Annotated in this window: 19 protein-coding genes and 2 pseudogenes; 5 read left to right on the top strand and 16 right to left on the bottom strand. The window is 51.7% G+C overall.

Going from position 1 to position 24,196, the window contains the following annotated elements:
- Positions 1-26: 26 nt before the first annotated feature.
- Positions 27-599 carry a YbaY family lipoprotein gene (locus ACUU1I_RS11390; protein WP_000779831.1) on the bottom strand — a complete coding sequence of 191 codons (573 nt, stop codon included), beginning with the start codon at positions 597-599 and terminating at the stop codon, positions 27-29.
- A gap of 217 nt (positions 600-816) precedes the next feature.
- Here ACUU1I_RS11390 and tesB point away from each other — a divergent pair, with 217 nt between their 5' ends.
- Complete coding sequence (gene tesB, locus ACUU1I_RS11395; protein ID WP_000075874.1) at positions 817-1,677, top strand: acyl-CoA thioesterase II; 861 nt, start codon at positions 817-819, stop codon at positions 1,675-1,677.
- Positions 1,678-1,725: 48 nt separating this feature from the next.
- Here the strand turns inward: tesB and amtB are convergent, their stop codons facing one another.
- The 6 genes and pseudogenes from amtB to cof form a co-directional block, all read right to left on the bottom strand.
- The gene (amtB, locus tag ACUU1I_RS11400) at positions 1,726-3,012 is read right to left on the bottom strand and encodes an ammonium transporter AmtB (protein ID WP_000685029.1); all 1,287 of its coding nucleotides are present in this window, start codon (positions 3,010-3,012) and stop codon (positions 1,726-1,728) included.
- A 29-nt stretch (positions 3,013-3,041) separates the two neighbouring features.
- On the bottom strand, positions 3,042-3,380 hold the full coding sequence (glnK, locus tag ACUU1I_RS11405; RefSeq protein WP_000780338.1) for a P-II family nitrogen regulator: 339 nt from the start codon (positions 3,378-3,380) through the stop codon (positions 3,042-3,044).
- A gap of 180 nt (positions 3,381-3,560) precedes the next feature.
- Positions 3,561-5,342: a SmdB family multidrug efflux ABC transporter permease/ATP-binding protein gene (locus ACUU1I_RS11410; RefSeq protein WP_001256191.1), complete on the bottom strand. Its 1,782-nt coding sequence runs from the start codon at positions 5,340-5,342 to the stop codon at positions 3,561-3,563.
- Positions 5,335-7,107 (bottom strand): SmdA family multidrug ABC transporter permease/ATP-binding protein, encoded by a 1,773-nt coding sequence (locus tag ACUU1I_RS11415; RefSeq protein WP_075328286.1) that lies wholly within the window; start codon positions 7,105-7,107, stop codon positions 5,335-5,337. The genes ACUU1I_RS11410 and ACUU1I_RS11415 overlap by 8 nt, the downstream gene beginning before the upstream one ends.
- Positions 7,108-7,136: 29 nt before the next feature.
- A pseudogene (gene decR, locus ACUU1I_RS11420) lies at positions 7,137-7,595 on the bottom strand (DNA-binding transcriptional regulator DecR).
- A 153-nt stretch (positions 7,596-7,748) separates the two neighbouring features.
- On the bottom strand, positions 7,749-8,567 hold the full coding sequence (gene cof / locus ACUU1I_RS11425) for an HMP-PP phosphatase (RefSeq protein WP_005066526.1): 819 nt from the start codon (positions 8,565-8,567) through the stop codon (positions 7,749-7,751).
- 99 nt (positions 8,568-8,666) lie between these two features.
- On the opposite strand from cof, the pseudogene ACUU1I_RS11430 reads away from it, so the two are divergent.
- Both ACUU1I_RS11430 and queC read left to right on the top strand, forming a co-directional pair.
- Positions 8,667-10,366: pseudogene (locus ACUU1I_RS11430) on the top strand (SgrR family transcriptional regulator).
- Positions 10,367-10,430: 64 nt separating this feature from the next.
- Positions 10,431-11,126 carry a 7-cyano-7-deazaguanine synthase QueC gene (queC, locus tag ACUU1I_RS11435; RefSeq protein ID WP_000817229.1) on the top strand — a complete coding sequence of 232 codons (696 nt, stop codon included), beginning with the start codon at positions 10,431-10,433 and terminating at the stop codon, positions 11,124-11,126.
- A gap of 51 nt (positions 11,127-11,177) precedes the next feature.
- Here queC and fadM read toward each other — a convergent pair whose 3' ends face one another.
- From fadM to bolA, 9 genes are all read right to left on the bottom strand, one after another.
- Positions 11,178-11,576 (bottom strand): long-chain acyl-CoA thioesterase FadM, encoded by a 399-nt coding sequence (fadM, locus tag ACUU1I_RS11440; protein WP_001194534.1) that lies wholly within the window; start codon positions 11,574-11,576, stop codon positions 11,178-11,180.
- A gap of 93 nt (positions 11,577-11,669) precedes the next feature.
- Positions 11,670-12,041 carry a helix-hairpin-helix domain-containing protein gene (locus ACUU1I_RS11445; RefSeq protein WP_000680309.1) on the bottom strand — a complete coding sequence of 124 codons (372 nt, stop codon included), beginning with the start codon at positions 12,039-12,041 and terminating at the stop codon, positions 11,670-11,672.
- A gap of 150 nt (positions 12,042-12,191) precedes the next feature.
- A complete protein-coding gene (gene ppiD / locus ACUU1I_RS11450; protein ID WP_000969402.1) occupies positions 12,192-14,063 on the bottom strand; it encodes a peptidylprolyl isomerase in 1,872 nt (623 codons plus the stop codon).
- 191 nt (positions 14,064-14,254) lie between these two features.
- Positions 14,255-14,545: a nucleoid-associated protein HU-beta gene (hupB, locus tag ACUU1I_RS11455; RefSeq protein WP_254892905.1), complete on the bottom strand. Its 291-nt coding sequence runs from the start codon at positions 14,543-14,545 to the stop codon at positions 14,255-14,257.
- A gap of 190 nt (positions 14,546-14,735) precedes the next feature.
- Positions 14,736-17,090 (bottom strand): endopeptidase La, encoded by a 2,355-nt coding sequence (lon, locus tag ACUU1I_RS11460; protein ID WP_001295325.1) that lies wholly within the window; start codon positions 17,088-17,090, stop codon positions 14,736-14,738.
- 187 nt (positions 17,091-17,277) lie between these two features.
- Entirely contained in the window at positions 17,278-18,552 is a 1,275-nt protein-coding gene (gene clpX, locus ACUU1I_RS11465) for an ATP-dependent protease ATP-binding subunit ClpX (protein WP_000130305.1), read from the bottom strand.
- A 125-nt stretch (positions 18,553-18,677) separates the two neighbouring features.
- On the bottom strand, positions 18,678-19,301 hold the full coding sequence (clpP, locus tag ACUU1I_RS11470; protein ID WP_000122253.1) for an ATP-dependent Clp endopeptidase proteolytic subunit ClpP: 624 nt from the start codon (positions 19,299-19,301) through the stop codon (positions 18,678-18,680).
- Positions 19,302-19,547: 246 nt separating this feature from the next.
- Positions 19,548-20,846 (bottom strand): trigger factor, encoded by a 1,299-nt coding sequence (gene tig / locus ACUU1I_RS11475; protein WP_001198386.1) that lies wholly within the window; start codon positions 20,844-20,846, stop codon positions 19,548-19,550.
- 343 nt (positions 20,847-21,189) lie between these two features.
- Positions 21,190-21,507: a transcriptional regulator BolA gene (gene bolA, locus ACUU1I_RS11480; protein WP_000973448.1), complete on the bottom strand. Its 318-nt coding sequence runs from the start codon at positions 21,505-21,507 to the stop codon at positions 21,190-21,192.
- Positions 21,508-21,811: 304 nt separating this feature from the next.
- Here bolA and ACUU1I_RS11485 point away from each other — a divergent pair, with 304 nt between their 5' ends.
- Together ACUU1I_RS11485 and ampG are read left to right on the top strand one after the other, a co-directional pair.
- The gene (locus tag ACUU1I_RS11485; RefSeq protein ID WP_001295326.1) at positions 21,812-22,390 is read left to right on the top strand and encodes a lipoprotein; all 579 of its coding nucleotides are present in this window, start codon (positions 21,812-21,814) and stop codon (positions 22,388-22,390) included.
- 43 nt (positions 22,391-22,433) lie between these two features.
- Positions 22,434-23,909: a muropeptide MFS transporter AmpG gene (gene ampG, locus ACUU1I_RS11490; RefSeq protein WP_000098438.1), complete on the top strand. Its 1,476-nt coding sequence runs from the start codon at positions 22,434-22,436 to the stop codon at positions 23,907-23,909.
- The last annotated feature ends 287 nt before the right edge of the window (positions 23,910-24,196 follow it).

Below are 24,196 nucleotides of genomic sequence, written 5' to 3' on the forward strand. Positions count from 1 at the left end.
CTCCGGGCGGAGAGGGTTAACGTCGCTTAATATTGCGTAGGAGCGGGAACTGCCGAAGACGGATTCACCTGAGTTGGTGAAGTCGAAGGTACGGTAGTCGTTGCGCCACCGCTGGCCTGAACCGGCACGGCGGTTTGCTGTACCGGCACCAATGTCAGGTCGGCTTTAGTTCCGCCCTGGTTGATCACCGGCTGAACGGTATCGGTGATAAATACCAGTTTGTCATTCACGGTAATCGCCGCACTCAACAGAATACGCGCGTTCGGCTGAACATCTGCCGGGTTAAATGGCAGAACAAAGCTGAATGGTGACTGTTTACCTTCAGTACGCACCGCTTTCTGCGCCAGCACTTTTGACGGTGCATCGGCTAACGACGCGTCAGAAAGTGTCACGGTCAGCACAGCATCAGGCGGCAGTGCGACTTTCTGACGGATCCAGACGGTACCGGAGACATTCGGTTGCTGGATAGCAGGTTGTTGTGTTGCTGAAATAGACGTATTTGCAGCCGGGGCTGGCGTCTGAATATCCGCGCTTTTATCTGCGCAAGCCGCCAACGCAATCGCAACCGCTAAACCACTGGCCATGTGCACGAGTTTCATTCATTTCTCCTTATTATCAATGCACCAGCGGGCTAACTTTCCTCGCCGGAAGAGTGGTTAACAAAATAGTAACGTCAACAAGTGTGGCACACATCACGCATTTCTGCCTGTAATTAGCCCGTAATTCAGACTATTGCACCCATCGGACCAGTGGCAAATTTGCGTTATACTCAACTCACTTTGGCTTGCTGCGGCAGCTTTGTTACTGGAGAGTTATATGAGTCAGGCGCTAAAAAATTTACTGACATTGTTAAATCTGGAAAAAATTGAGGAAGGACTCTTTCGCGGCCAGAGTGAAGATTTAGGTTTACGCCAGGTGTTTGGCGGCCAGGTCGTGGGTCAGGCCTTGTATGCTGCAAAAGAGACCGTCCCGGAAGAGCGGCTGGTACATTCGTTTCACAGCTACTTTCTTCGCCCAGGCGATAGTAAGAAACCGATTATTTATGATGTCGAAACGCTGCGTGACGGTAACAGCTTCAGCGCCCGCCGGGTTGCTGCTATTCAAAACGGCAAACCGATTTTTTATATGACGGCCTCTTTCCAGGCACCAGAAGCGGGTTTCGAACATCAAAAAACAATGCCGTCCGCGCCAGCGCCTGATGGCCTGCCTTCGGAAACGCAAATCGCCCAATCGCTGGCGCACCTGCTGCCGCCAGTGCTTAAAGATAAATTCATCTGCGATCGTCCGCTGGAAGTCCGTCCGGTGGAGTTTCATAACCCACTGAAAGGTCACGTCGCAGAACCACATCGTCAGGTGTGGATCCGCGCAAATGGTAGCGTGCCAGATGACCTGCGCGTTCATCAGTATCTGCTCGGTTACGCTTCTGATCTTAACTTCCTGCCGGTAGCTCTACAGCCGCACTGCATCGGTTTTCTCGAACCGGGGATTCAGATTGCCACCATTGACCATTCCATGTGGTTCCATCGCCCGTTTAATTTGAATGAATGGCTGCTGTATAGCGTGGAGAGCACCTCGGCGTCCAGCGCACGCGGCTTTGTGCGCGGTGAGTTTTATACCCAAGACGGCGTGCTGGTTGCCTCGACCGTTCAGGAAGGGGTAATGCGTAATCACAATTAAAAAAATAGCCGGAGGTGAAAACCGTCCGGCTATTTTTTGCAGTGCTTGTTACGCGTTATAGGCATTCTCGCCGTGGCTGTTGACGTCCAGCCCTTCTCGCTCTTGTTCTTCCGGCACACGTAGGCCAACCGTCAGATCCGCCAGTTTGTAGCCAATAAATGCCACCACACCGGACCAGACGATCGTAATGGCGATGCTTTCCAACTGTACCAGCAACTGATGGCCCATCGTCACACCTTCAGCGAAGCCCACGCCGCCCAGAGAACTGGCGGCAAAAATCCCGGTCATGATACAGCCGACAATGCCACAAACGCCGTGCACACCGAAGACATCGCAGGGATCATCCACCCGCAGCAAGCGTTTGAGCATGGTAACGCCCCACAAACCCGCCAGACCAGCTACCACGCCGATAATCAACGCGCCGCCAACCCCAATGTAGCCGCACGCTGGCGTCACGCCGACCAGACCGGCAATCGCGCCAGAACACGCTCCCAGCAGAGAAGGCTTACCACGCAGCGCCCATTCACCGAAGATCCAGCCAAGAATTGCCGCCGCCGTTGCGACCACAGTATTCACAAATGCCAGTGCCGCGATTTCATTCGCCGTGCCCGCTGACCCGGCGTTAAAGCCAAACCAACCGATATAGAGAATGGCAGTCCCGGTGAAGACCATCGGCAGGTTGTGCGGTTTAAACGCCTCTTTACCGAAGCCCACGCGTTTGCCTATCAGATACGCGCCCACCAGACCGGCGATTGCTGCGTTAATGTGCACCACCGTGCCACCCGCGAAATCCAGCGCACCGTGAGAAGCCAGCAAACCACCGCCCCACACCATATGCGCAATCGGAATGTAAGAGAGCGTCAGCCATACCACCACGAAAATCAACACAGCTGAGAAGCGGATTCGTTCCGCCAGCGCCCCAACTATCAAGCCTACGGTAATGCAGGCAAACGATCCCTGAAACGCTACGTGGATATACTGATAAATGCTGCCCATCACCGCCGTCAGTTCGATGTTTTTTAGCATCAACCAGTTAATGTTGCCGAAGAAGTTGTTGCCCTCACCAAACGCCAGCGAATAACCGTAAACCACCCAGAGAATACAGACCAGTGCAAACGTCACCGTCACCTGCGTCAGCATCGACAGCACGTTTTTGCCGCGAATCAACCCACCGTAAAACAGGGCAATCCCCGGAATAGTCATAAACAGCACCAGCGCAGTACAAATCATCATAAACGCATTGTCGGCTTTATCGGCCACCGCAGGTGCAGCCATTACCAGTCCCGGCAGCATCGCCAGTGAAGCAAGCCCAGTTTTTATCGTCGCTATCTTCATTTTTCGTTCCTGTTGCTGTGTGCCAGAGATTACAGCGCCGCTTCGTCGGCTTCGCCGGTACGAATACGAATGACGCGTTGCAATTCAGCGACGAAGATTTTGCCGTCGCCAATTTTTCCGGTGTAAGCCGCCTTACTGACGATATCGATCACTTCATCGAGTTGGTCATCAGCAATCGCCACATCAATTTTTACTTTTGGCAGGAAGTTGACGCTGTATTCCGCCCCCCGGTACAGCTCGGCATGCCCTTTCTGACGCCCGAAACCTTTCACTTCGGTGACGGTCAGGCCCTGAATACCAATGGAAGATAACGCTTCACGAACGTCTTCCAGCTTGAATGGTTTGATTATCACGGTCACCAGCTTCATAGATCCCCTCCGGTCAGAATTCGGTAATGGTTCTGCTACACGAAGAAGGTATTGCAAGCGGTGTGCCAGAAATGAAAAACGAGAAAGAGAGCAGGAAGTTAAGAAGATTGAAAATGAAAACGCACTATGACAGTGCACAGTGCGTTACATTTTTGCACCAACGATGAAATATTGCGCTATTCAGGCGCTCAATGATTCCTCTTCACGCACGCTGGCTGCCAGCTCTTCGCCCGCAAGTTGCAGTTGATACATCTGCCAGTAGCGTCCCTGGGCCGCCAGCAGTTGCTGGTGAGTGCCCTGCTCCACGGCTTGCCCACGATGAAGCACCAGAATGGTGTCGGCATCAATAATTGTTGATAAGCGGTGAGCAATCACCACCAGCGTGGTATGTTCACGCACCGCCGCCAGAGCATGTTGAATCGCCTGTTCAGTACCGGAGTCAATGCTGGCGGTTGCCTCATCAAGGATCAGGATTTGCGGCGTCTCCACCAGCACGCGCGCCAGTGCCAGCAGTTGCTTTTGCCCGACTGAGAGATTATTTCCCTGCTCGCCCAGCGGCGTATAAATACAATCACTCATGCTGCGCGCCAGCTCAGCCAGTTGCACGGTTTCCAGCGCCTGCCAGACGCGTTCTTCGGAGATATCCCGCCCCAGCGTCACGTTGGCGAGGAAGGTATCCGCCAGCACCACCGGATCTTGCTGCACCATTGCCACGCCCTGGCGCAGCGCGCTATGACTTAGCGAACTTAATGGACGACCATCAAGGTGAATCTCACCTTCCGTTAGCGGGTAATAGCCCATCAATAAACTGGCAAGGGTACTTTTACCACTGCCGGTATGCCCGACCAGCGCCACAAAGTTACGCGAAGGCACAGAGAGATTAATGTTCTTTAGCACCAGATTGTCATCGCGATAAGCAAATGACACGTTATCGACTTCGATGGTGCCACTCTGTAACGGGTAATCATCATTGCCATATTGCTGGCGCGGTCCGTCCATCAGTTCAAACACGCGCTCACCAGCAACAACAGCCTGTTGCAGCATCGCCTGTTGCGTGGTCAGTTCGATTAAGGGTTCGTTAAGTCGCCCAAGATAGCTGATAAACGCATACAACACGCCCACTTCAATGGTGCCGCTGGCGGAGAAGCCAAACAGCATCAATAAGCCACAAAGAATGAGCGATGAAAACAGACTCAGCAGCGGACGCAGCAGAAAACCGTCGAGGCGCAGGGTTTGCATCCTAGCCATATAGTGTGAACGACTGGCCTCCCCCATACGTTCGCCAAATCGCGCCTGCTGACGAAACTGCTGGATAACGCTCATGCCATTGATGATTTCGTTAAAGCCGTCGTTGATATCCGCCAGATAGGCGCGCACACGGCGGACAATCGGCGTGTTGTAACGCTGGTATATCACCATTACCACCAGCACCACCGGGAAAATCATTATCGCCACCAGCGCCATTCGCCAGTCGAGGCTGAACATCGCCACCAGCATCGCGCCCACCAGTGCGGCACTGCGCAGGACAGTTGCCACTACGGTAACGTAGAGATCGCGGATCACTTCAGTGTCATTAGTGACGCGGGAGATCACCTGCCCGACGGGTTGGGTATCAAACTCGCTTAATGGCTGGCGTAACGCAGCATCCATCACGTCGGTACGCAACTGTTGCACTACGCCTACTGCCGCCCGATTAAACAGCAGCGACTGAGCGTAATGTAGCCCGGCGGCAAACAGTTGTAGCCCAACATACGCCGCAGCCAGCCCTGCAACCACTTTCAACGGCAGGTTATTTTTCGCTACCATATTGTCGATAAAATAGCTGATAAGCAGCGGCCCACTGACTTCTGCCGCCGCCGCAACCCACATCATCAGGACCGCAATCCCCAGCGGTTTACGCCACGGCGAACCATACGCTAACAGGCGCTTGAGAGTCGGCCACAGTTGGCTAAAACTACGCATCGACGGCCTCCTCGCGAATTTCCGGAACGTCGTCGAGCGCCGCCTCCAGTTGTTGATAGCGATACATATCGCGATACCAGCCGCTTTGTTGCGCCAGCTCATCATGATTGCCACGCTGGGCGATATGTCCGTGCTGCATCACAATAATTTCACTGGCTTCCGTCAGTGCCGAAAGGCGATGGGCACTGATGATTACCGTTCTTCCCTGTCCCCACTGACGCAGGTTATGCAGGATCTGGTGCTCTGTGCGTCCGTCCACCGCCGAAAGCGCATCATCAAGGATGAGGATTTCCGCGTTGACTAATAACGCTCGAGCAATGGAGATACGCTGTTTTTGCCCACCGGAAAGCATCACGCCGCGCTCGCCCACTTCTGTATCGTAACCTTGCGGTAGACGCAAAATATCGTCATGTACGCTGGCTAACCGCGCGACATGCTCAATCTCTTGCTGGGTGGCATTCGGGCAACCCAGCGCGATGTTATTCGCCACGGTGTCAGAAAAAAGGAATGGCGTCTGGCTGACCACCGCCAGGCGGCTACGCCAGCTATCGAGTTGTAACTTCGTCAGAGGAATATCATGAAAGCGAATATCCCCCTCGCTGACGTCGAAATGACGCTGAATGAGCGACAACAGGGTACTTTTGCCGGAACCAGTCGGCCCGCAAATACCCAGCATCTGACCGGGTTTCAGGGCGAAATTGACGTTTTCCAGCGCAGGATGGTCAGTCTGCGGATACGTGAACTGGTGAATATTTACATCCAGTTCGCCACGCCCTTCCGGCACGAGTTCGCTACCATCGTTCACCACCGGCGCTTCCGCCAGCATCGCGCGAATACGGCTGTATGCAGCACTACCACGTTCCACAATGTTAAACATCCATGCCAGCGCCAGCATTGGCCAAATCATCAGACCTAAATACATCATAAAACTGGTGAGCTGGCCCAGCGTTAAACTGCCCTGCACCACCATCCAACTACCGCCGCCAATCGCCAGCAAGTTCGCCATACCAATCGCGATATAGATGGTCGGGTCGAAGCGAGCATCAATACGCGCCACCCGCATGTTTTTTTTGCCGGTATCTTCGGCATCCGCGGCAAATAACGCCGACTGGCGATCTTCCAGACCAAAGGCTTTGATCATGCGGATACTGGTGAGGCTTTCCTGGGTGCGGTCATTAAGACTGGAAAACGCCGCCTGTGCCAGCTTAAAGCGTTCATGCAAGGCATCGCCGTTGCGCTTAATCATGATCGCCATCACTGGCATCGGTAACAGGGCAAATAAGGTCAACTGCCAGCTAATTTGCGTAGACATCATAATCAACACAGCGCAGCCCATTACCAGTGAATCCACCAGCGTCAGCACCCCTTCTCCGGCGGCAAACACGACGCGATCGACGTCATTGGTCGCACGAGCCATGAGATCACCCGTGCGATGACGCAGGTAAAACTCCGGGTGCTGCCGGCTTAGCTGACGGTAATAATCTTCACGCAGTTCAACAGCCAGTTGGTAAGACGCGCCAAACAGCAATACGCGCCAGACATAACGCAGGAGATAAACCACAACGGCAATCAGCACCATGGTGGCGATCCACATCAGGATCAGCCCGGTAGTAAAGTGTTGTTCTGTCACGCCATCGACAACAATACCAACCACTTTTGGCGGAACCAGTTGCAGCATCGCGATAATGACAAGCAAGGCGACAGCCCCAAGATAGCGACGCCATTCCCGACGGAAATACCAGCTTAATTGAGCAAATAATCGCACGCGTTGTGTCCTGACCTGATTCTGGATATTTATTCGATGGGTAAAGAAGTGGTGTATTTAATCTGTTCCATCGCGAAGCTGGAAGTGACGTCCGACAGCCCCGGCACGCTGTTTACCAGACGCTTATAAAACTCGTCGTAGCGTTTCATGTCGGCAACCTAGACGCGCATCAGATAATCGTATTCACCAGCCATGCGCCAGAACCCCAGCACTTCTGGCATTTCGGTAACCACCGTGACAAAGCGGCAATACCATTCGCTGCTGTGATGTTGCGTTTTTATCAGCACAAAGGCGGTCAGGCCGAGGCCTATTTTTTCCGGATCCAGCAGGGCGACTTTGCCGATAAGGATACCGTCGTCCTCCAGCCGTTTCAGGCGCTTCCAGCAGGGGGTGGTTGTCAGATTAACGGCTTCAGCCAGTGCCTGCAAAGAGAGGGTGCAATCCTGCTGCAGTAAGGCCAGCAGCTTACGGTCAATTTTATCTAACATAGCCCTTCCACGGAGAATTTTTTTCTCTTTTAATTCTATTTTAAAGGTGAAATCGCGACAATTTATTCTGTGCGGTTTAAACACCACGGCACAAAATGACAAATTCAACGCAAAAAAAAACCGGGCAATTGCCCGGTGCTGGAAGGGATCTCGTTATTCGGGGGAATAAGGTAGATGTGGATAGTCCAGCCAGTGCGTCAAATAGTGAGAGACAGCCTGATTTCGGCAATGTCCAATCACCGGTAAATGCGGGAGCTCCGCGCGCAGTTGCGGCATCGCATTGCCCATAATAAACCCGCTACCGACGCTGCCTAACATTTCGCGATCGTTCATCGCATCACCAAAGGCCATGCAATCGCGCAACGATAAACCTAAATGTTGGGTCAGCACCGTCAATGCAGCGCCTTTATTGCAGCCCACCGGCAGCACTTCGAGGCAATCCGTGGCGGAAAAACACAAATGTGCACGCTCGCCTAATGCTTCGTATAGCTGGATCTGCAAGCGTGTAAGATCGTCGTGATCGCCACAGAAGCAGATCTTGGTGACGCTGCCGAGTGGCATTTTTTTGACATCGATTATCTGATAACGAAAACCGCTATAGACAAATACCTGCAACAACGCAGGGCTCTCTTTCCCGGTAAACCAACCGTCGTCATTGAAGATATGCATGCTGGCTCGGGTATCCCATTGCTGATACAGCACCAGCTCCGCGACATCCGCAGGTAAATCATCACGATGTAAAAGTTCACCTTCCAGAGAATGCACGCGCGTTCCGTTGCCGGTAATCAAATATGCATCCAGCGATAGCGCCCCGAGAATATGCTGCATCTCCAGCGCATGACGCCCCGTGGCAAAAGTGAGGGTAATGTCGCGTTCACGCAGTCGCGCCAAAGTAGAGAGGGTTTTCTCACCTAAATGATGGTCAGGCATCAATAAAGTGCCATCCATATCAAATGCTGCCAGACGAGCCATTTCTTTCTCCACTCTGTGACACGGTTAATGGTGATTGAGTATCACCTGATATATACGGAAGTAATAGTGAATAGTTAAATAATATTGTTCCGGGTTTATATGCGATTGCTCAACCGTCTTAACCAGTATCAACGTCTGTGGCAACCTTCAGCCGGAAAGCCGCAAACCGTCACCGTCAGCGAACTGGCCGAACGCTGTTTTTGCAGCGAACGCCATGTTCGTACGCTGTTGCGTCAGGCACAGGAGGCGGGATGGCTGGAGTGGCAGGCGCAGTCAGGACGCGGAAAGCGCGGACAATTACGCTTTCTGGTCACGCCGGAATCGCTACGCAATGCGATGATGGAACAGGCACTGGAAACCGGAAAGCAGCAAGATGTGCTGGAGCTGGCGCAACTGGCCCCAGGTGAGCTGCGCACTCTGTTACAGCCGTTTATGGGCGGACAATGGCAAACGATACACCCACGTTGCGTATTCCCTACTATCGCCCGCTCGAACCGCTACAACCAGGCTTTTTGCCCGGCCGTGCCGAGCAGCATCTCGCCGGGCAGATATTTTCCGGCCTGACCCGCTTCGATAATAATACTCAGCGCCCGATTGGCGATTTAGCGCATCACTGGGAAACCTCTACTGACGGGTTACGCTGGGACTTTTATCTTCGTTCAACCCTACACTGGCATAACGGCGATGCAGTAAAAGCCTCACACTTACACCAGCGATTATTGATGCTGTTACAACTGCCAGCACTGGATCAATTATTTATTAGCGTGAAGCGTATTGAAGTCACCCATCCGCAGTGTCTGACCTTCTTTTTACATCGCCCCGATTACTGGCTTGCGCACCGGCTGGCGAGCTATTGCAGCCATCTGGCGCATCCGCAATTCCCACTGATCGGCACTGGTCCTTTTCGCTTAACACAATTCACAGCGGAGCTGGTGCGCCTGGAGAGCCATGATTATTACCATTTGCGTCATCCGCTGCTTAAAGCGGTTGAGTACTGGATAACTCCGCCGCTTTTCGAAAAAGATTTGGGAACCAGTTGTCGGCATCCCGTGCAAATCACCATCGGCAAACCGGAGGAGCTGCAACGGGTCAGCCAGGTCAGTAGTGGCATCAGTTTAGGTTTTTGCTATTTAACGTTGCGCAAAAGTCCCCGACTCTCCCTCTGGCAGGCGCGAAAAGTGATCTCCATTATTCATCAATCCGGTTTATTACAAACGTTAGAAGTCGGAGAAAACCTGATCACCGCCAGTCATGCATTACTGCCAGGCTGGACTATTCCGCACTGGCAAGTACCGGATGAAGTCAAACTACCGAAAACCTTGACGCTGGTTTATCACCTACCGATAGAACTTCATACCATGGCAGAACGCCTACAGGCGACACTGGCAGCGGAAGGCTGTGAACTCACAATTATTTTTCATAACGCAAAAAACTGGGACGACACGACCCTACTGGCACACGCAGACCTCATGATGGGCGACAGATTAATTGGCGAAGCACCGGAATATACTCTGGAGCAATGGCTACGTTGCGATCCACTATGGCCACATGTTTTCGACGCTCCAGCATATGCACATCTGCAATCGACGCTGGACGCGGTGCAAGTAATGCCTGATGAGGAAAACCGATTTAATGCCCTGAAAGCGGTTTTTAGCCAGTTAATGGCAGACGCGACGCTGACGCCGCTGTTCAACTATCACTATCGCATTAGTGCCCCTCCCGGCGTGAACGGTGTGCGACTGACACCGCGCGGCTGGTTTGAATTTACCGAAGCCTGGCTTCCCGCGCCGTCGCAATGAATAGCTGGTCCGGGTTAATCGCAGGCGTTACCATAACGCTTTTATTGTTCAAGCAGGATTATCTATGAAACGTGCTGTCGTTGTGTTCAGTGGAGGCCAGGATTCCACCACCTGTCTGGTGCAGGCATTACAACAATATGATGAAGTCCATTGCGTGACGTTCGATTACGGTCAGCGACATCGCGCAGAAATCGACGTGGCACGCGAACTGGCGCTGAAACTGGGAGCACGCGCGCATAAGGTTCTTGATGTAACGCTGCTCAACGAGCTGGCGGTCAGCAGCCTGACACGTGACAGCATTCCGGTGCCTGATTATGAACCTGAAGCCGATGGCATCCCGAATACGTTTGTCCCAGGGCGTAATATTTTGTTCCTGACGCTGGCGGCAATATATGCGTATCAGGTAAAAGCAGAAGCCGTAATTACCGGCGTCTGTGAAACGGATTTCTCCGGCTACCCGGATTGCCGCGATGAGTTTGTGAAAGCACTAAACCATGCCGTCAGTTTGGGCATGGCGAAAGATATTCGTTTTGAAACGCCGCTGATGTGGATTGATAAAGCGGAAACCTGGGCGCTGGCAGATTATTACGGCAAACTGGATTTAGTCCGTAACGAAACGTTGACCTGCTATAACGGCATTAAAGGCGACGGTTGCGGTCATTGTGCGGCATGTAATTTACGCGCCAACGGTTTGAATCATTATCTGGCCGATAAACCGACGGTGATGGCAGCGATGAAGCAGAAAACCGGGTTGAGGTAATTATTCCGGGTGTCGCCGGATGCGGCTTGAGCATCCGGCACCACAAAACGTTTACTTAACCATCTGCTCCAGCTTTTCGCGCAATTCCCCTTCCAGAGCTAATGCTTTCTGCGTTTTAAGATCAATACAAACAAACGTAATAAGCGCATCCGCTACCACCTGCCCTTCCGGCTCCAGTGTAATGACCTGGCTTAAGATGCCGCTTTTACCGTTTAATTGCTGCAACTGACTGGTAATAGTTAACAGGTCGCTTAATACCGCTGGGCGACGATAGTTAATATTGATATTGACCACGACGAAGGCGATGTTATGGGCCGTCATCCACTGAAAACTGTCGCTATTTTCCAACCCATCCCAGCGGGCTTCTTCGAGAAATTCAAGGTAGCGGGCGTTGTTGACGTGCTGGTAAACGTCGAGATGATATCCACGAACTTTGATTTGTGTTTGCATAGCGCAATAACCTTACGTTGTTGTTATAAGTACAGAGGTCATAACTGGTATGACCTCTTCAGTCTGGCAAAAAATTGCCACTATGCAAATTAATTACAGGGTTAATACCGCCAGATTACGTTCCACCAGCAAATTGCCCATCCCCGGCACCTGCTTTAGATCCTCCACCGTTTTAAACGGACCGTACTCTTCGCGATAACTGACAATCGCCTGCGCTTTCTTCAGGCCAACGCCATTCATCGCGCGGGCTAGCTCTTCCGCGCTGGCATTATTAATGCTGACCCGGGTGCCTTCTTCGTCACTGGCTTTCGCCGGTACTGCTGCTTTACTTTGTGCTGCAGGAGCTTCCGCTTTGGTTTCTACCGCCGTCGGTTTCGCCACAGAAGCTGCCGCCAGCGCGCTATGAGACATTCCGGCACAGGCCAGGGACAGGGTAATGAGCAGTGCTTTAATTCCGTGTTTCATACTGTTTTCTCCTTGTTTGTTAACAGTGGAATCACCTTAACGGGAGTGAAAACAGTAAACAAATGGCAATGTTCAGAAATGGAAAAGGCCGCGAAAGCGACCTTTTCTTGTTACAGCTGCAACGCATTTTTTTGCGAGGCGGCTTCAGGATTATTGCTGTTCCAGCGCATCGCCAATTTTGATTTTCGCCTCTTTACGCAGGTTACTCATCAGAGCTTCAAAGACGATTTGTGCGTTGTTCTGGGTGATACCCTGCACCATCGCTTTTTTCTGATCTTCCGGCATTGAACCTTGTTTCACTTCATCCAGCGCCAGCAGAACCACATTACCTTGCATATCAGTCGCCATACCGTAGCTCGGTTTGTCTTTCGCTGGCAGTGGCAGTGCAAACGCCGCCTGGCTAATCGGGTCACGACCGGAACGGCTTAAGGTTTTCGGCTCGCCAAATTTCAGACCGGCAGCCTGCATAGCTTCCGCACCTTTGCCGGCTTTCAAATCAACCAGCAGTTTCTCAGCATCCACTTTCGCCTGTTGTTCAGCTTTGTTGTGCTGAACCAGTGCCTTAACTTGTTCCTGAACATCTGCCAACGGTTTCACCGCTTCCGGTTTGTGCTCGCTGACGCGCAGCACGAATGCGCGGTCGCCGTCTACGGTGATGATGTCAGAGTTGATGCCCGACGCGCCGTTTTCACCTACCAGACCGCCGTTAAAGATAGCGTCGGCAACCGGCTTGAAGTTCAACTCTTCCGGCAGGTTATCTTTGCTGAACCAACCCGTCTGAGTGGCTTTAACGCCGGCAGCTTGCTCTGCACCGGCCAGAGACTCGGTTTCGTTGCTTGCCGCATCGCTCACTTTCTGCTGCAGCGCATAGTACGCATCGAGGGCTTTTTCGTGTTTCACTTTCGCCGCAATGTCGTCACGTACTTCGTCTAACGATTTCACTTTCGCTGGCTGAATGTCGTCCAGACGTACAATCAGGAAACCGACCGAAGATTTGATGACACCAGACAGTTGGCCTTTTTCTTTCAGACCAGCATTTTTCAGTTCGTCGGGGATAGTGGCATCTTCTAACCAACCCATATCGCCGCCGTTACGGGCAGAGATAATATCGGCAGATTTTTCTTTGGCTAATGCAGCAAAATCACCGCCTTTATTCAGCTCATCAAGTACCGCTTTCGCTTCATCTTCAGTTTTGGTCTGGATGATGCTGTAGCGGGTACGCTGCGGCTGGGTGAATTGATCCTGATGCTGATCGTAGTAGCTCTGGATATCCGCATCGCTAACCGGTTGCTGCATCGTTGCGGCAACCAGCTTGATGTAACTCACGCGGAATTGTTCCGGCGTCATGAAATTGTTTTTGTTTTGTTCGTAGTAGCTGGCAATCTCCTGTTCGGTCACAGGCTGCTTCGCCGCCAGCGCGTTAACATCGATAGTCGCCTCACGCACCACGCGTTGTTGCGCGACCAGTGCCGCCAGCTCGTCGGTTTCACCTTTCAGCATAAAATCGGTACCGGCAACGCCGTTAATCAGCTGTTGGGTAGTGAGCTGGTTACGCAGCGCCTGGGCGTACTGATCGGCGGTCATCCCCATCTGGTTGAGGATACCGTTATAGCGGCTGTTATCAAATTTGCCGTCAACCTGGAAGGCTGGGGTCGCGAAAATCGCCTGTTTAACCTGCTCATCACTGATACCCAGTTTCAGCTCACGAGCGTACTGATCCAACAGCGCCTCGTCGATCAGACGATTCAGCACCTGTTGACGCAGGGTTTTCATATAGCCTTCGTTCGCTGCCAGCTCGGAGTATTGATCGCCCAGCTGTTGCTGCATGCGATTACGCTCGCTGTTAAAGGCGTTCTCGAACTGCCCACGGCTGATTTCCTGGTCATTCACTTTTGCGGCGTAGTTATTGCCTCCGCCAATCAGGTAACCACTCACGCCGGTCAATATGAACGACACGATAATGATACCGAAAATAATCTTGAGCACGAGACTGTTTGCAGCCGTGCGTAAGCTGTCCATCATGGTGTAACAACACTCCGCTGTAGATGACTGTGTACCTCACGCAACGTATCGATGCGCGCAAAGGCCTATTGTGACAAGAAACGGGGGCAATTGTCAGCCCACAAGACACAGAAAGTCACCGAATACAAAGAAAAAAGGCACATCAGTAGATGCGCCCTTGAACTTCGTCACATCCCCACTGGGGACAACGCTTAGTTTACCGCGTCTTTCAGTGCTTTACCTGCACGGAAGCTCGGTACTTTAGCGGCAGCGATGGTGATCTCTTTACCGGTCTGCGGGTTGCGGCCAGTACGGGCAGCACGCTCTTTAACGGCAAAAGTACCAAAACCTACCAGTGCTACATCATCCCCTTCTTTCAGAGATTCAGTTACGGAAGCAATAATAGCATCTAACGCACGGCCAGCCGCAGCTTTAGAGATATCAGCCCCTGCAGCAATCTTGTCGATCAATTGAGATTTATTCACTCTTCTCTTCCTCTTTATAATTTATATCGCACTTGAATCCTTCAAGGTACGAACGCGCAGCAGTTATATCAGGCCAGCCATCCCCTTACAACACCCCTTAATAAGGGCAAGCCCGATCCGCTATCTAACTTAGCGAGACAAAAAAAGGCTGGCAAGCCCGAATTAGCCTGCCAGCCCTGTTTTTATTAGTGCATTTTGCGCGAGGTCACTATTTTGCAGTCACAACCTGCATGCCAGACGGTTCATTTTGCAGCGCCAGAGTCAGAACTTCCTCAATGCGCTTCACAGGATGAATGTCCAGATCGGCAATTACGTTGTCAGGAATCTCTTCCAGATCGCGTTTATTTTCGAACGGAATTAGCACTGTTTTAATCCCGCCGCGATGCGCTGCCAGGAGTTTTTCTTTCAAACCACCGATCGGCAGTACCTGACCACGCAGAGTGATCTCACCGGTCATTGCCACATCGGCACGAACCGGGTTACCGGTCAGGCAAGAAACCAGCGCGGTGCACATAGCAATACCGGCACTCGGACCATCTTTCGGCGTCGCACCTTCCGGTACGTGGACGTGGATGTCACGTTTTTCGTAAAAATCAGGGTTGATCCCCAGTTTTTCCGCACGCGCACGAACCACCGTTAACGCCGCCTGAATAGACTCCTGCATCACTTCGCCGAGCGAACCGGTATAGGTCAGTTTGCCTTTACCCGGAACACATGCGGTTTCAATGGTCAGCAAGTCACCGCCCACTTCCGTCCACGCCAGACCGGTTACCTGACCGACACGGTTTTCGTTATCAGCGCGACCATAGTCGAAACGCTGAACACCGAGGTAGTCATGCAGGTTATCGCCGTTAATTTCGATATGTTTTAATGACTTATCGAGCAGTAACTGCTTAACCGCTTTGCGGCACAGTTTGGAGATTTCACGCTCCAGACCACGCACGCCCGCCTCACGGGTGTAGTAACGAATAATGCCGATAATGGCGCTATCGTCGACGGTCAGCTCACCTTTTTTCAGTGCATTACGTTCAATCTGCTTCGGCAGCAGGTGACGTTTGGCGATGTTCAGTTTTTCATCTTCGGTATAACCGGAGAGGCGAATCACTTCCATACGATCCAGCAGCGGTGCCGGAATGTTCATGGAGTTCGACGTCGCGACAAACATCACGTCGCTGAGATCGTAATCCACTTCCAGGTAGTGGTCGCTGAACGCTACGTTCTGCTCTGGATCCAGCACTTCAAGCAGTGCAGAGGCCGGATCGCCTCGCATGTCAGAAGACATTTTGTCGATCTCATCGAGCAGGAACAGCGGGTTTTTCACGCCCACTTTCGCCATTTTCTGGATCAGTTTACCCGGCATAGAACCGATGTAAGTACGGCGGTGACCACGGATTTCCGCTTCATCACGCACGCCGCCCAGCGCCATACGGACATATTTACGCCCGGTGGCTTTGGCAATGGACTGACCAAGAGAGGTTTTACCTACCCCCGGCGGCCCTACCAGGCAGAGGATCGGTCCCTTGATTTTGTTGACACGGCTTTGAACCGCAAGGTACTCAAGGATGCGATCTTTCACGCGCTCCAGACCATAATGGTCGGTATCAAGGATTTCCTGCGCCTGACGCAGGTCTTTTTTGACCTTGCTGCGCGCATTCCACGGTACCTGTACCATCCAGTCGATATAACCACGCACTACGGTCGCTTCTGCCGACATCGGAGACATCATTTTCAGCTTCTGCAACTCTGCTTCCGCTTTCTCTTTTGCCTCTTTCGGCATCTTCGCCGCGTCGATTTTGCGCTTCAGGGCTTCGTTTTCGTCCGGCGCGTCGTCCATTTCACCGAGTTCTTTCTGAATAGCTTTCATTTGCTCGTTCAGATAGTACTCACGCTGGGATTTCTCCATCTGCTTTTTAACGCGGTTGCGAATGCGTTTCTCAACCTGCAGCAGATCGATTTCCGATTCCATCATTGCCATCAGATATTCCAGACGTTCGTTAACGTCGGACATCTCCAGAACGGACTGTTTGTCAGCCAGTTTCAGCGGCATATGTGCAGCAATGGTATCCGCCAGACGCGCCGGATCGTCGATGCTATTCAGCGACGTCAGCACTTCTGGTGGGATTTTTTTGTTCAGCTTGATGTAGCCTTCGAACTGGCTGATTGCAGTACGCACCAGCACTTCCTGTTCCCGCTCATCAATGGTCGGCGACTCCAGATACTCCGCCTTCGCAGAAAAGTGTTCGCCATTGTCAGAGAGCGCAGAAATACGCGCGCGCTGTAACCCCTCGACCAGCACTTTGACGGTGCCGTCAGGCAGTTTCAGCATCTGCAATATAGAGGCCACGGTCCCGACGGTGAAAAGATCGTTTACACCCGGCTCATCCGTTGAAGCTTCTTTCTGCGCGACCAGCATAATTTTTTTATCATGGTCCATCGCCGCTTCCAGACAACGGATAGATTTTTCCCGCCCGACAAATAAGGGGATGACCATGTGCGGATAAACCACCACATCGCGCAGCGGCAATACGGGGATTTCAATGCGTTCAGAACGCTCAGGATTCATAGAGCTCTCTCTTAGTTTAATTTCCGCCAGGTAATCAGATGACACGACTGTGCTTCACGCCATCTATTAACATGTACGTCAGTATATGGGGATGTTTCCCCCACATTCAACGCCGAGAATAGAGGAAAAATTAAAGGGGAGATAAAATCCCCCCTTTTTGTTTAACTAATTGTATGGGAATGGTTAATTATTCACCAGATGCCTGTTGCGCTTCCGGCTTACCATAAATCAGCAACGGTTTGCTTTGACCATCAATTACCGACTCGTCAATAACCACTTTTTCGACGTCTTCCATGGACGGCAGATCGTACATGGTATCGAGCAGTGCGGCTTCTACGATGGAACGCAGGCCACGGGCACCGGTTTTACGCGCCATCGCTTTCTTAGCGATAGCATCCAGCGCCTCGTCACGGAATTCCAGATCCACGCCTTCCAGATTAAACAGCGCCTGATACTGCTTGGTCAGGGCGTTTTTCGGCTCTTTGAGGATCTGAATCAGAGCTTCTTCGCTCAGTTCATTCAACGTTGCTACAACCGGCAGACGACCAATGAACTCAGGGATAAGACCAAACTTGATCAGATCTTCCGGTTCAACCTGCGCCAGCAGCTCGCCTTCGCTTGCTTTGTCGGACTTCGCTTTTACCGTCGCGCCAAAACCAATGCCGGAGCCGGTTTCTACACGGTGGGAAATCACTTTATCCAGACCGGCAAACGCACCGCCACAAATAAACAGGATCTTAGAGGTATCAACCTGCAAGAATTCCTGCTGCGGATGTTTACGCCCACCTTGCGGTGGAACAGCAGCTACCGTACCTTCGATCAGTTTCAACAGTGCCTGCTGTACTCCTTCACCGGAAACGTCTCGGGTAATGGACGGGTTGTCTGACTTACGAGAAATCTTGTCGATTTCATCGATGTAGACAATCCCGCGCTGCGCTTTCTGTACGTCGTAATCGCACTTTTGCAACAGCTTCTGAATGATGTTTTCAACGTCTTCGCCCACATAACCGGCTTCGGTCAGCGTGGTTGCGTCGGCCATGGTGAACGGGACGTCCAGCAGGCGCGCCAGCGTTTCAGCCAGCAGCGTTTTACCGGAACCGGTCGGACCGATCAGCAGAATGTTACTTTTGCCCAACTCGACACCATTGCTGGTATCGCCGTTGCGCAGACGTTTGTAATGGTTGTATACCGCGACCGCCAGCACTTTTTTCGCCTGTTCCTGGCCGATAACGTAATCGTCCAGGTGGTTGCGAATTTCATGCGGCGTCGGTAGCGCACTGCGTTCACGATGCGGTGCAACTTCTTTAATCTCTTCGCGAATGATGTCGTTACATAAATCAACACATTCGTCGCAGATATACACGGATGGACCGGCAATCAGCTTGCGCACTTCATGCTGGCTTTTGCCGCAAAAAGAGCAATACAGCAATTTGCCTGAGCCATCTTTGCGTTTATCTGTCATGGGTCAAAACCTCTTCTTTGTTCTTTGTGCCGCACACGACGACGCAAATGCCATTCTCAGGCGCAAGCCGCTTACAGCGTTGTGCCGCCCTAGATAAGTATAGCGGCACAGTTGCGCCTCTGGCATCAATTACGATGGGTCAGAATCGAATCGACCAGACCGTATTCCACCGCTTCAGGGGCGGAAAGGAAGCGATCGCGCTCGGTATCACGTTCAATCTGTTCTAATGATTGACCCGTATGAAGCGCCATAAGTTCATTCATGCGCCCTTTAACTTTCAGAATTTCACGAGCATGAATTTCGATATCGGTCGCCTGGCCCTGGTAGCCGCCCAACGGTTGGTGAATCATCACGCGCGAATTCGGCAGGCAAAAACGTTTACCTTTTGCCCCTGCGGTCAACAAGAAAGCGCCCATCGAGGCCGCCTGGCCCATACAGATGGTGCTGACATCAGGCTTGATAAACTGCATGGTGTCATAGATAGACATCCCGGCAGTGATCACCCCGCCTGGGGAGTTAATGTACAGATAGATATCTTTTTCTGGGTTTTCCGCTTCCAGGAACAGCATCTGCGCCACAATCAGGTTAGCCATGTGGTCTTCAACCTGGCCAGTCAGAAAAATGACGCGTTCCTTAAGTAGACGAGAATAGATATCAAAAGAGCGCTCACCGCGTGAGGTCTGTTCAATGACCATCGGCACCAGCGCCATATGGGGTGCAAAGTTATCTCGTTCGCCGCTGTATGACATTTCCGTCTCCTGGATAAAATTGAAAAAAACCTGCTGTACCGATTGTAACCTTATGGACGGATTATCAGCTAGTCCCTGTGTTATGGGTACGGCATCACCATATTTCAAGCATAACAATCTTTTGTTGTTACGCTAACACCGAAAGAGGCTTTTCGCACGGCTCCATGCAAAATTCATGACAAAAAAAAGCCCACCACCTGGCGGTGACGGGCCTTTGTGCGAATTTAGCGCGTTATGCTGCGTAAATTACGCCTGCTGGTTCATCAGCTCGTTGAAAGTGGTTTCTTTTTCAGTCACTTTCGCTTTCGCCAGTACAGCTTCAACAGCCTGTTCTTCCAGAGCAACATTGCGCATGTTGTCCATCAGTTCTTTGTTTTTGCTGTAGAACTCGATAACTTCTTTCGGATCTTCGTACGCAGAAGCCATCTCTTCGATCAGGCCTTTCACGCGCTCTTCGTCAGCTTTCAGCTCGTTGGTGCGGATAACTTCGCCCAGCAGCAGGCCAACAACTACGCGGCGTTTAGCCTGTTCTTCGAACAGTTCGCGCGGCAGTTCCAGAGCTTGTTTTTCGTTGCCACCGAAACGCTGTGCAGCCTGGCGACGCAGAACGTCGATTTCGCTGTCGATCAGCGCAGCCGGTACGTCGATGTCGTTAGCTTTTACCAGACCTTCGATCGCCTGAGACTTAACGCGGTTACGGATGGCGCTCTTCAGCTCGCGCTCCATGTTTTTACGCACTTCAGCGCGCAGACCTTCTACGGAACCATCTTCAACGCCGAAACGTTTGATGAATTCTGCAGTCAGTTCCGGCAGTTCACGCTCTTCAACTTTCTTCAGGTTGATAGCGAATTTCGCTGCTTTACCTTTCAGGTTTTCTGCGTGGTATTCTTCCGGGAAGGTCACGTCGATGGTGAACTCTTCGCCAGCTTTGTGGCCTTTGATACCGTCTTCAAAGCCCGGGATCATACGACCCTGGCCCATCGCCAGTACGAAATCAGACGCTTTACCGCCTTCGAACTCTTCGCCGTCTACAGAACCGGTGAAGTCGATGGTTACGCGGTCTTCTGCTTCAACAGCGCCGTCTTTTTCTTTCCAGGTCGCCTGCTGTTTACGCAGAGTATCCAGCATGCCGTCAACGTCAGCGTCGGTCACTTCAACGATCGGTTTTTCAACTTCGATCGCTTCCAGACCCTGCAGTTCAACTTCCGGATAAACTTCAAACTCTACAGAGTAAGTGAAGTCTTCACCCAGCTTGTATTCGCCCGGAACATAAGTCGGTGCGCCAGCCGGATTGATTTTTTCTTTAATGATGGCGTCAATGAAGTTACGGCTCATCAGGTCACCCAGAACGTCCTGGCGTACAGACGCGCCATAACGCTGAGCAACGATATTCATTGGCACTTTGCCTTTGCGGAAGCCGTCAATACGTACTTTTTTCGCAACGTTGACCAGCTCGCTTTTAACAGCGGTCTCGATGCTGTCAGCAGCGATAGTAATCGTTACACGGCGGCCAAGGCCTTGAGTGGTTTCAACTGAAACTTGCATCTTGTTACCTCAAAAAATCACAGTGCTCGGTCAACTCTTACCCCGCAAGCACAGGTTGTTGGCTTCGCGGAACCGGGATGTTCTTATAATCAATCACATTCCCTGTTACCAGAATCATCCCGAAAGCATTCAAATAGGACGCGGCATTATAGCGGCATCACTTTTATGAGTCGAGAACGGTTATTGCGCGCTGTCGCGTATTTTTTCACAATTCCCGGGCAATTTTCGTCTGAATGCTGGGCAAAAAGCGCAAAATCCAGACAAAACAAAACGGCCCGCAGGCCGTTTTTCATAAAATCTTTAGCAACATACTGGAAAAGCGCCGACAGTTGCAAATGCGTTTTTACGCGATGCTTCCTGCTCCACGACAGGGAGGAGAGGCAAAGACGGTGTCCTGCAACCCTTCCCACTCCTTAATAGTGTAAGTATGCAGAGCCAGCGCATGAACGGTAGTAGAGAGTTCCTCCGCTAAAGTACTGTAAATCATTCGATGACGATTCAGAAAACGTTCACCCGTAAAACGATCGCTGACCAGCACAACTTTAAAATGGCTTTCAGAGCCGGCTGGGACATTGTGACGATAGCTTTCATCCACTACTTCGAGGAATACGGGTTGGAACGCCGCCCTTAATTTTTCTTCTATCCGCTCACGTATCATCATGAAATATCTCCTCCGACAACGCTGAGATGTCATCCATCCCTTTAAATACTAGCCGCTTTTACCGTTTCCATTGCAGCTTAACAACAAATATTTAGGTTTCGTCCTGGTTTTTCCGTCAAGCGTATGAAGTTTACTGATTTAAAGATTGAAACACAGGCCTCGCATCAGCGTTTCTTTTACCAGGGGTGATTATTTCGTCAACATGATGAATTTACATGCCTTACCCACTTCCCCTCGCCGTTGGCAATGTTATGATGGCGGGAATTTTTACCAAACACGCTTAAGAGTCTCTGAGAGCCCGAACATGTTCAAAAAAATCCTCTTCCCGTTAGTTGCTCTGTTTATGCTTGCAGGATGCGCAAAACCGCCAACAACTATTGAAGTTTCCCCGACGATTACACTGCCACAGCAGGATCCAAGCCTGATGGGCGTCACCGTAAGCATTAATGGTGCCGATCAGCGTACAGATCAGGCGCTGGCAAAAGTCACCCGCGATAATCAAATCGTTACCCTGACCGCCTCCCGCGATCTGCGTTTCCTGCTGCAAGAAGTGCTGGAAAAACAGATGACCGCGCGTGGTTACATGGTTGGTCCGAATGGCCCGGTTAATCTGCAAATCATCGTTAGCCAACTGTATGCTGACGTGTCCCAGGGCAACGTGCGCTACAACATCGCTACCAAAGCGGATATCGCCATCATCGCTACCGCGCAGAATGGCAACAAAATGACCAAAAACTATCGTGCCAGCTACAACGTTGAAGGTGCGTTCCAGGCCTCCAACAAAAATATCGCCGATGCGGTTAACAGTGTGCTGACCGATACCATCGCTGATATGTCTCAGGACACCAGCATTCACGAATTCATCAAGCAGAACGCGCGTTAATTTCTGCCCTCTGGCCCGGTGCAAGCCGGGCCTGTAGACGCCCATGTCCAGTCAATATTTACGTATTTTTCAACAGCCGCGTTCAGCCATATTGCTGATCCTGGGTTTTGCTTCCGGGCTACCGCTCGCCCTGACATCCGGCACCTTACAGGCCTGGATGACGGTCGAAAATATCGATCTCAAAACCATTGGTTTCTTCTCTCTGGTAGGCCAGGCTTACGTTTTTAAATTCCTCTGGTCACCGCTGATGGACCGCTACACGCCCCCATTTTTTGGGCGGCGGCGCGGTTGGCTGCTCGCCACGCAAATCCTGTTATTAGTCGCCATTGCGGCGATGGGTTTTCTCGAACCAGGCACCCAACTCCGCTGGATGGCGGCGCTGGCGGTGGTGATCGCTTTTTGCTCTGCCTCCCAGGATATTGTCTTCGATGCGTGGAAAACCGATGTGCTCCCGGCAGAAGAACGTGGTGCGGGCGCGGCAATCAGCGTGCTGGGTTACCGTTTAGGGATGCTGGTTTCCGGCGGCCTAGCCCTGTGGCTGGCAGATAAATGGTTGGGCTGGCAGGGCATGTACTGGTTGATGGCGGCGCTGTTGATCCCCTGTATTATCGCGACGTTGCTTGCACCAGAACCAACCGACACCATTCCTGTGCCCAAAACGCTGGAACAAGCGGTTGTTGCACCTCTGCGAGATTTCTTTGGTCGCAATAATGCCTGGCTTATTTTGCTTCTTATCGTGCTGTATAAGCTGGGCGACGCATTCGCCATGAGCCTGACAACCACGTTTTTGATTCGCGGCGTCGGGTTTGATGCGGGTGAAGTAGGCGTGGTAAACAAAACGCTTGGCTTACTGGCGACCATTGTTGGCGCATTGTACGGTGGGATTTTGATGCAGCGCCTGTCGCTGTTCCGGGCGCTGCTGATTTTCGGCATTTTACAAGGTGCGTCTAACGCTGGTTACTGGCTGCTGTCGATTACTGATAAGCATCTCTACAGCATGGGCGCAGCCGTCTTTTTCGAAAACCTCTGTGGCGGGATGGGCACATCAGCCTTTGTCGCGCTGTTAATGACGCTGTGTAATAAGTCATTTTCCGCTACTCAATTTGCCCTGCTCTCAGCGCTTTCCGCTGTAGGGCGAGTTTATGTCGGCCCCGTGGCGGGTTGGTTTGTTGAAGCACACGGCTGGTCGACATTCTATCTATTCTCCGTCGCCGCTGCCGTACCGGGGCTTATTTTGCTGCTGGTTTGCCGCCAGACGCTTGAATATACACGAGTAAATGACAACTTTATCTCCCGTACCGAATATCCGGCAGGTTATGCCTTTGCCATGTGGACACTGGCGGCGGGCGTCAGCCTGTTGGCCGTGTGGTTACTTCTGTTGACGATGGACGCGCTGGATTTGACGCACTTCTCTTTCCTGCCTGCTCTGCTGGAAGTCGGGGTTTTAGTCGCCCTTTCTGGCGTCGTGCTTGGTGGTTTGCTGGATTATCTGGCGCTACGAAAAACGCATCTGACGTAATCTGTAAATATTATTTAGCTGTAGTAATCACTCGCCGTAATTATTACGGCTAAATAAACATCAGCATCGCTTATTAATATTTGTTCTTTTGTGCGGCTTAGCGTTTGGAAATTATTGGCGCCATTTATAAATTCTATTTTTCTTACACGATTCAGCTAATGAGTCTTTATTTTCTCACCACCCAGTTGTCACTCTAATGATAATTATTTGTTAAATAATTGTTTTATTTCGCATTGGTTATACCAATTGCCCGCCAAGACTCCTTCTGCACTCCCCTTTTGTTATAA

The sequence above is a fragment of the Shigella sp. SIG3 genome (assembly GCF_053555855.1).

Bases quoted from the DNA above. Each gene is read 5' to 3' on its own strand.
- ACUU1I_RS11390 (WP_000779831.1), bottom strand. From the start codon at position 599: ATGAAACTCGTGCACATGGCCAGTGGTTTAGCGGTTGCGATTGCGTTG.
- tesB (WP_000075874.1), top strand. From the start codon at position 817: ATGAGTCAGGCGCTAAAAAATTTACTGACATTGTTAAATCTGGAAAAA.
- amtB (WP_000685029.1), bottom strand. From the start codon at position 3,012: ATGAAGATAGCGACGATAAAAACTGGGCTTGCTTCACTGGCGATGCTG.
- glnK (WP_000780338.1), bottom strand. From the start codon at position 3,380: ATGAAGCTGGTGACCGTGATAATCAAACCATTCAAGCTGGAAGACGTT.
- ACUU1I_RS11410 (WP_001256191.1), bottom strand. From the start codon at position 5,342: ATGCGTAGTTTTAGCCAACTGTGGCCGACTCTCAAGCGCCTGTTAGCG.
- cof (WP_005066526.1), bottom strand. From the start codon at position 8,567: ATGGCTCGTCTGGCAGCATTTGATATGGATGGCACTTTATTGATGCCT.
- queC (WP_000817229.1), top strand. From the start codon at position 10,431: ATGAAACGTGCTGTCGTTGTGTTCAGTGGAGGCCAGGATTCCACCACC.
- fadM (WP_001194534.1), bottom strand. From the start codon at position 11,576: ATGCAAACACAAATCAAAGTTCGTGGATATCATCTCGACGTTTACCAG.
- ACUU1I_RS11445 (WP_000680309.1), bottom strand. From the start codon at position 12,041: ATGAAACACGGAATTAAAGCACTGCTCATTACCCTGTCCCTGGCCTGT.
- ppiD (WP_000969402.1), bottom strand. From the start codon at position 14,063: ATGATGGACAGCTTACGCACGGCTGCAAACAGTCTCGTGCTCAAGATT.
- lon (WP_001295325.1), bottom strand. From the start codon at position 17,090: ATGAATCCTGAGCGTTCTGAACGCATTGAAATCCCCGTATTGCCGCTG.
- clpX (WP_000130305.1), bottom strand. From the start codon at position 18,552: ATGACAGATAAACGCAAAGATGGCTCAGGCAAATTGCTGTATTGCTCT.
- clpP (WP_000122253.1), bottom strand. From the start codon at position 19,301: ATGTCATACAGCGGCGAACGAGATAACTTTGCACCCCATATGGCGCTG.
- tig (WP_001198386.1), bottom strand. From the start codon at position 20,846: ATGCAAGTTTCAGTTGAAACCACTCAAGGCCTTGGCCGCCGTGTAACG.
- bolA (WP_000973448.1), bottom strand. From the start codon at position 21,507: ATGATGATACGTGAGCGGATAGAAGAAAAATTAAGGGCGGCGTTCCAA.
- ACUU1I_RS11485 (WP_001295326.1), top strand. From the start codon at position 21,812: ATGTTCAAAAAAATCCTCTTCCCGTTAGTTGCTCTGTTTATGCTTGCA.
- ampG (WP_000098438.1), top strand. From the start codon at position 22,434: ATGTCCAGTCAATATTTACGTATTTTTCAACAGCCGCGTTCAGCCATA.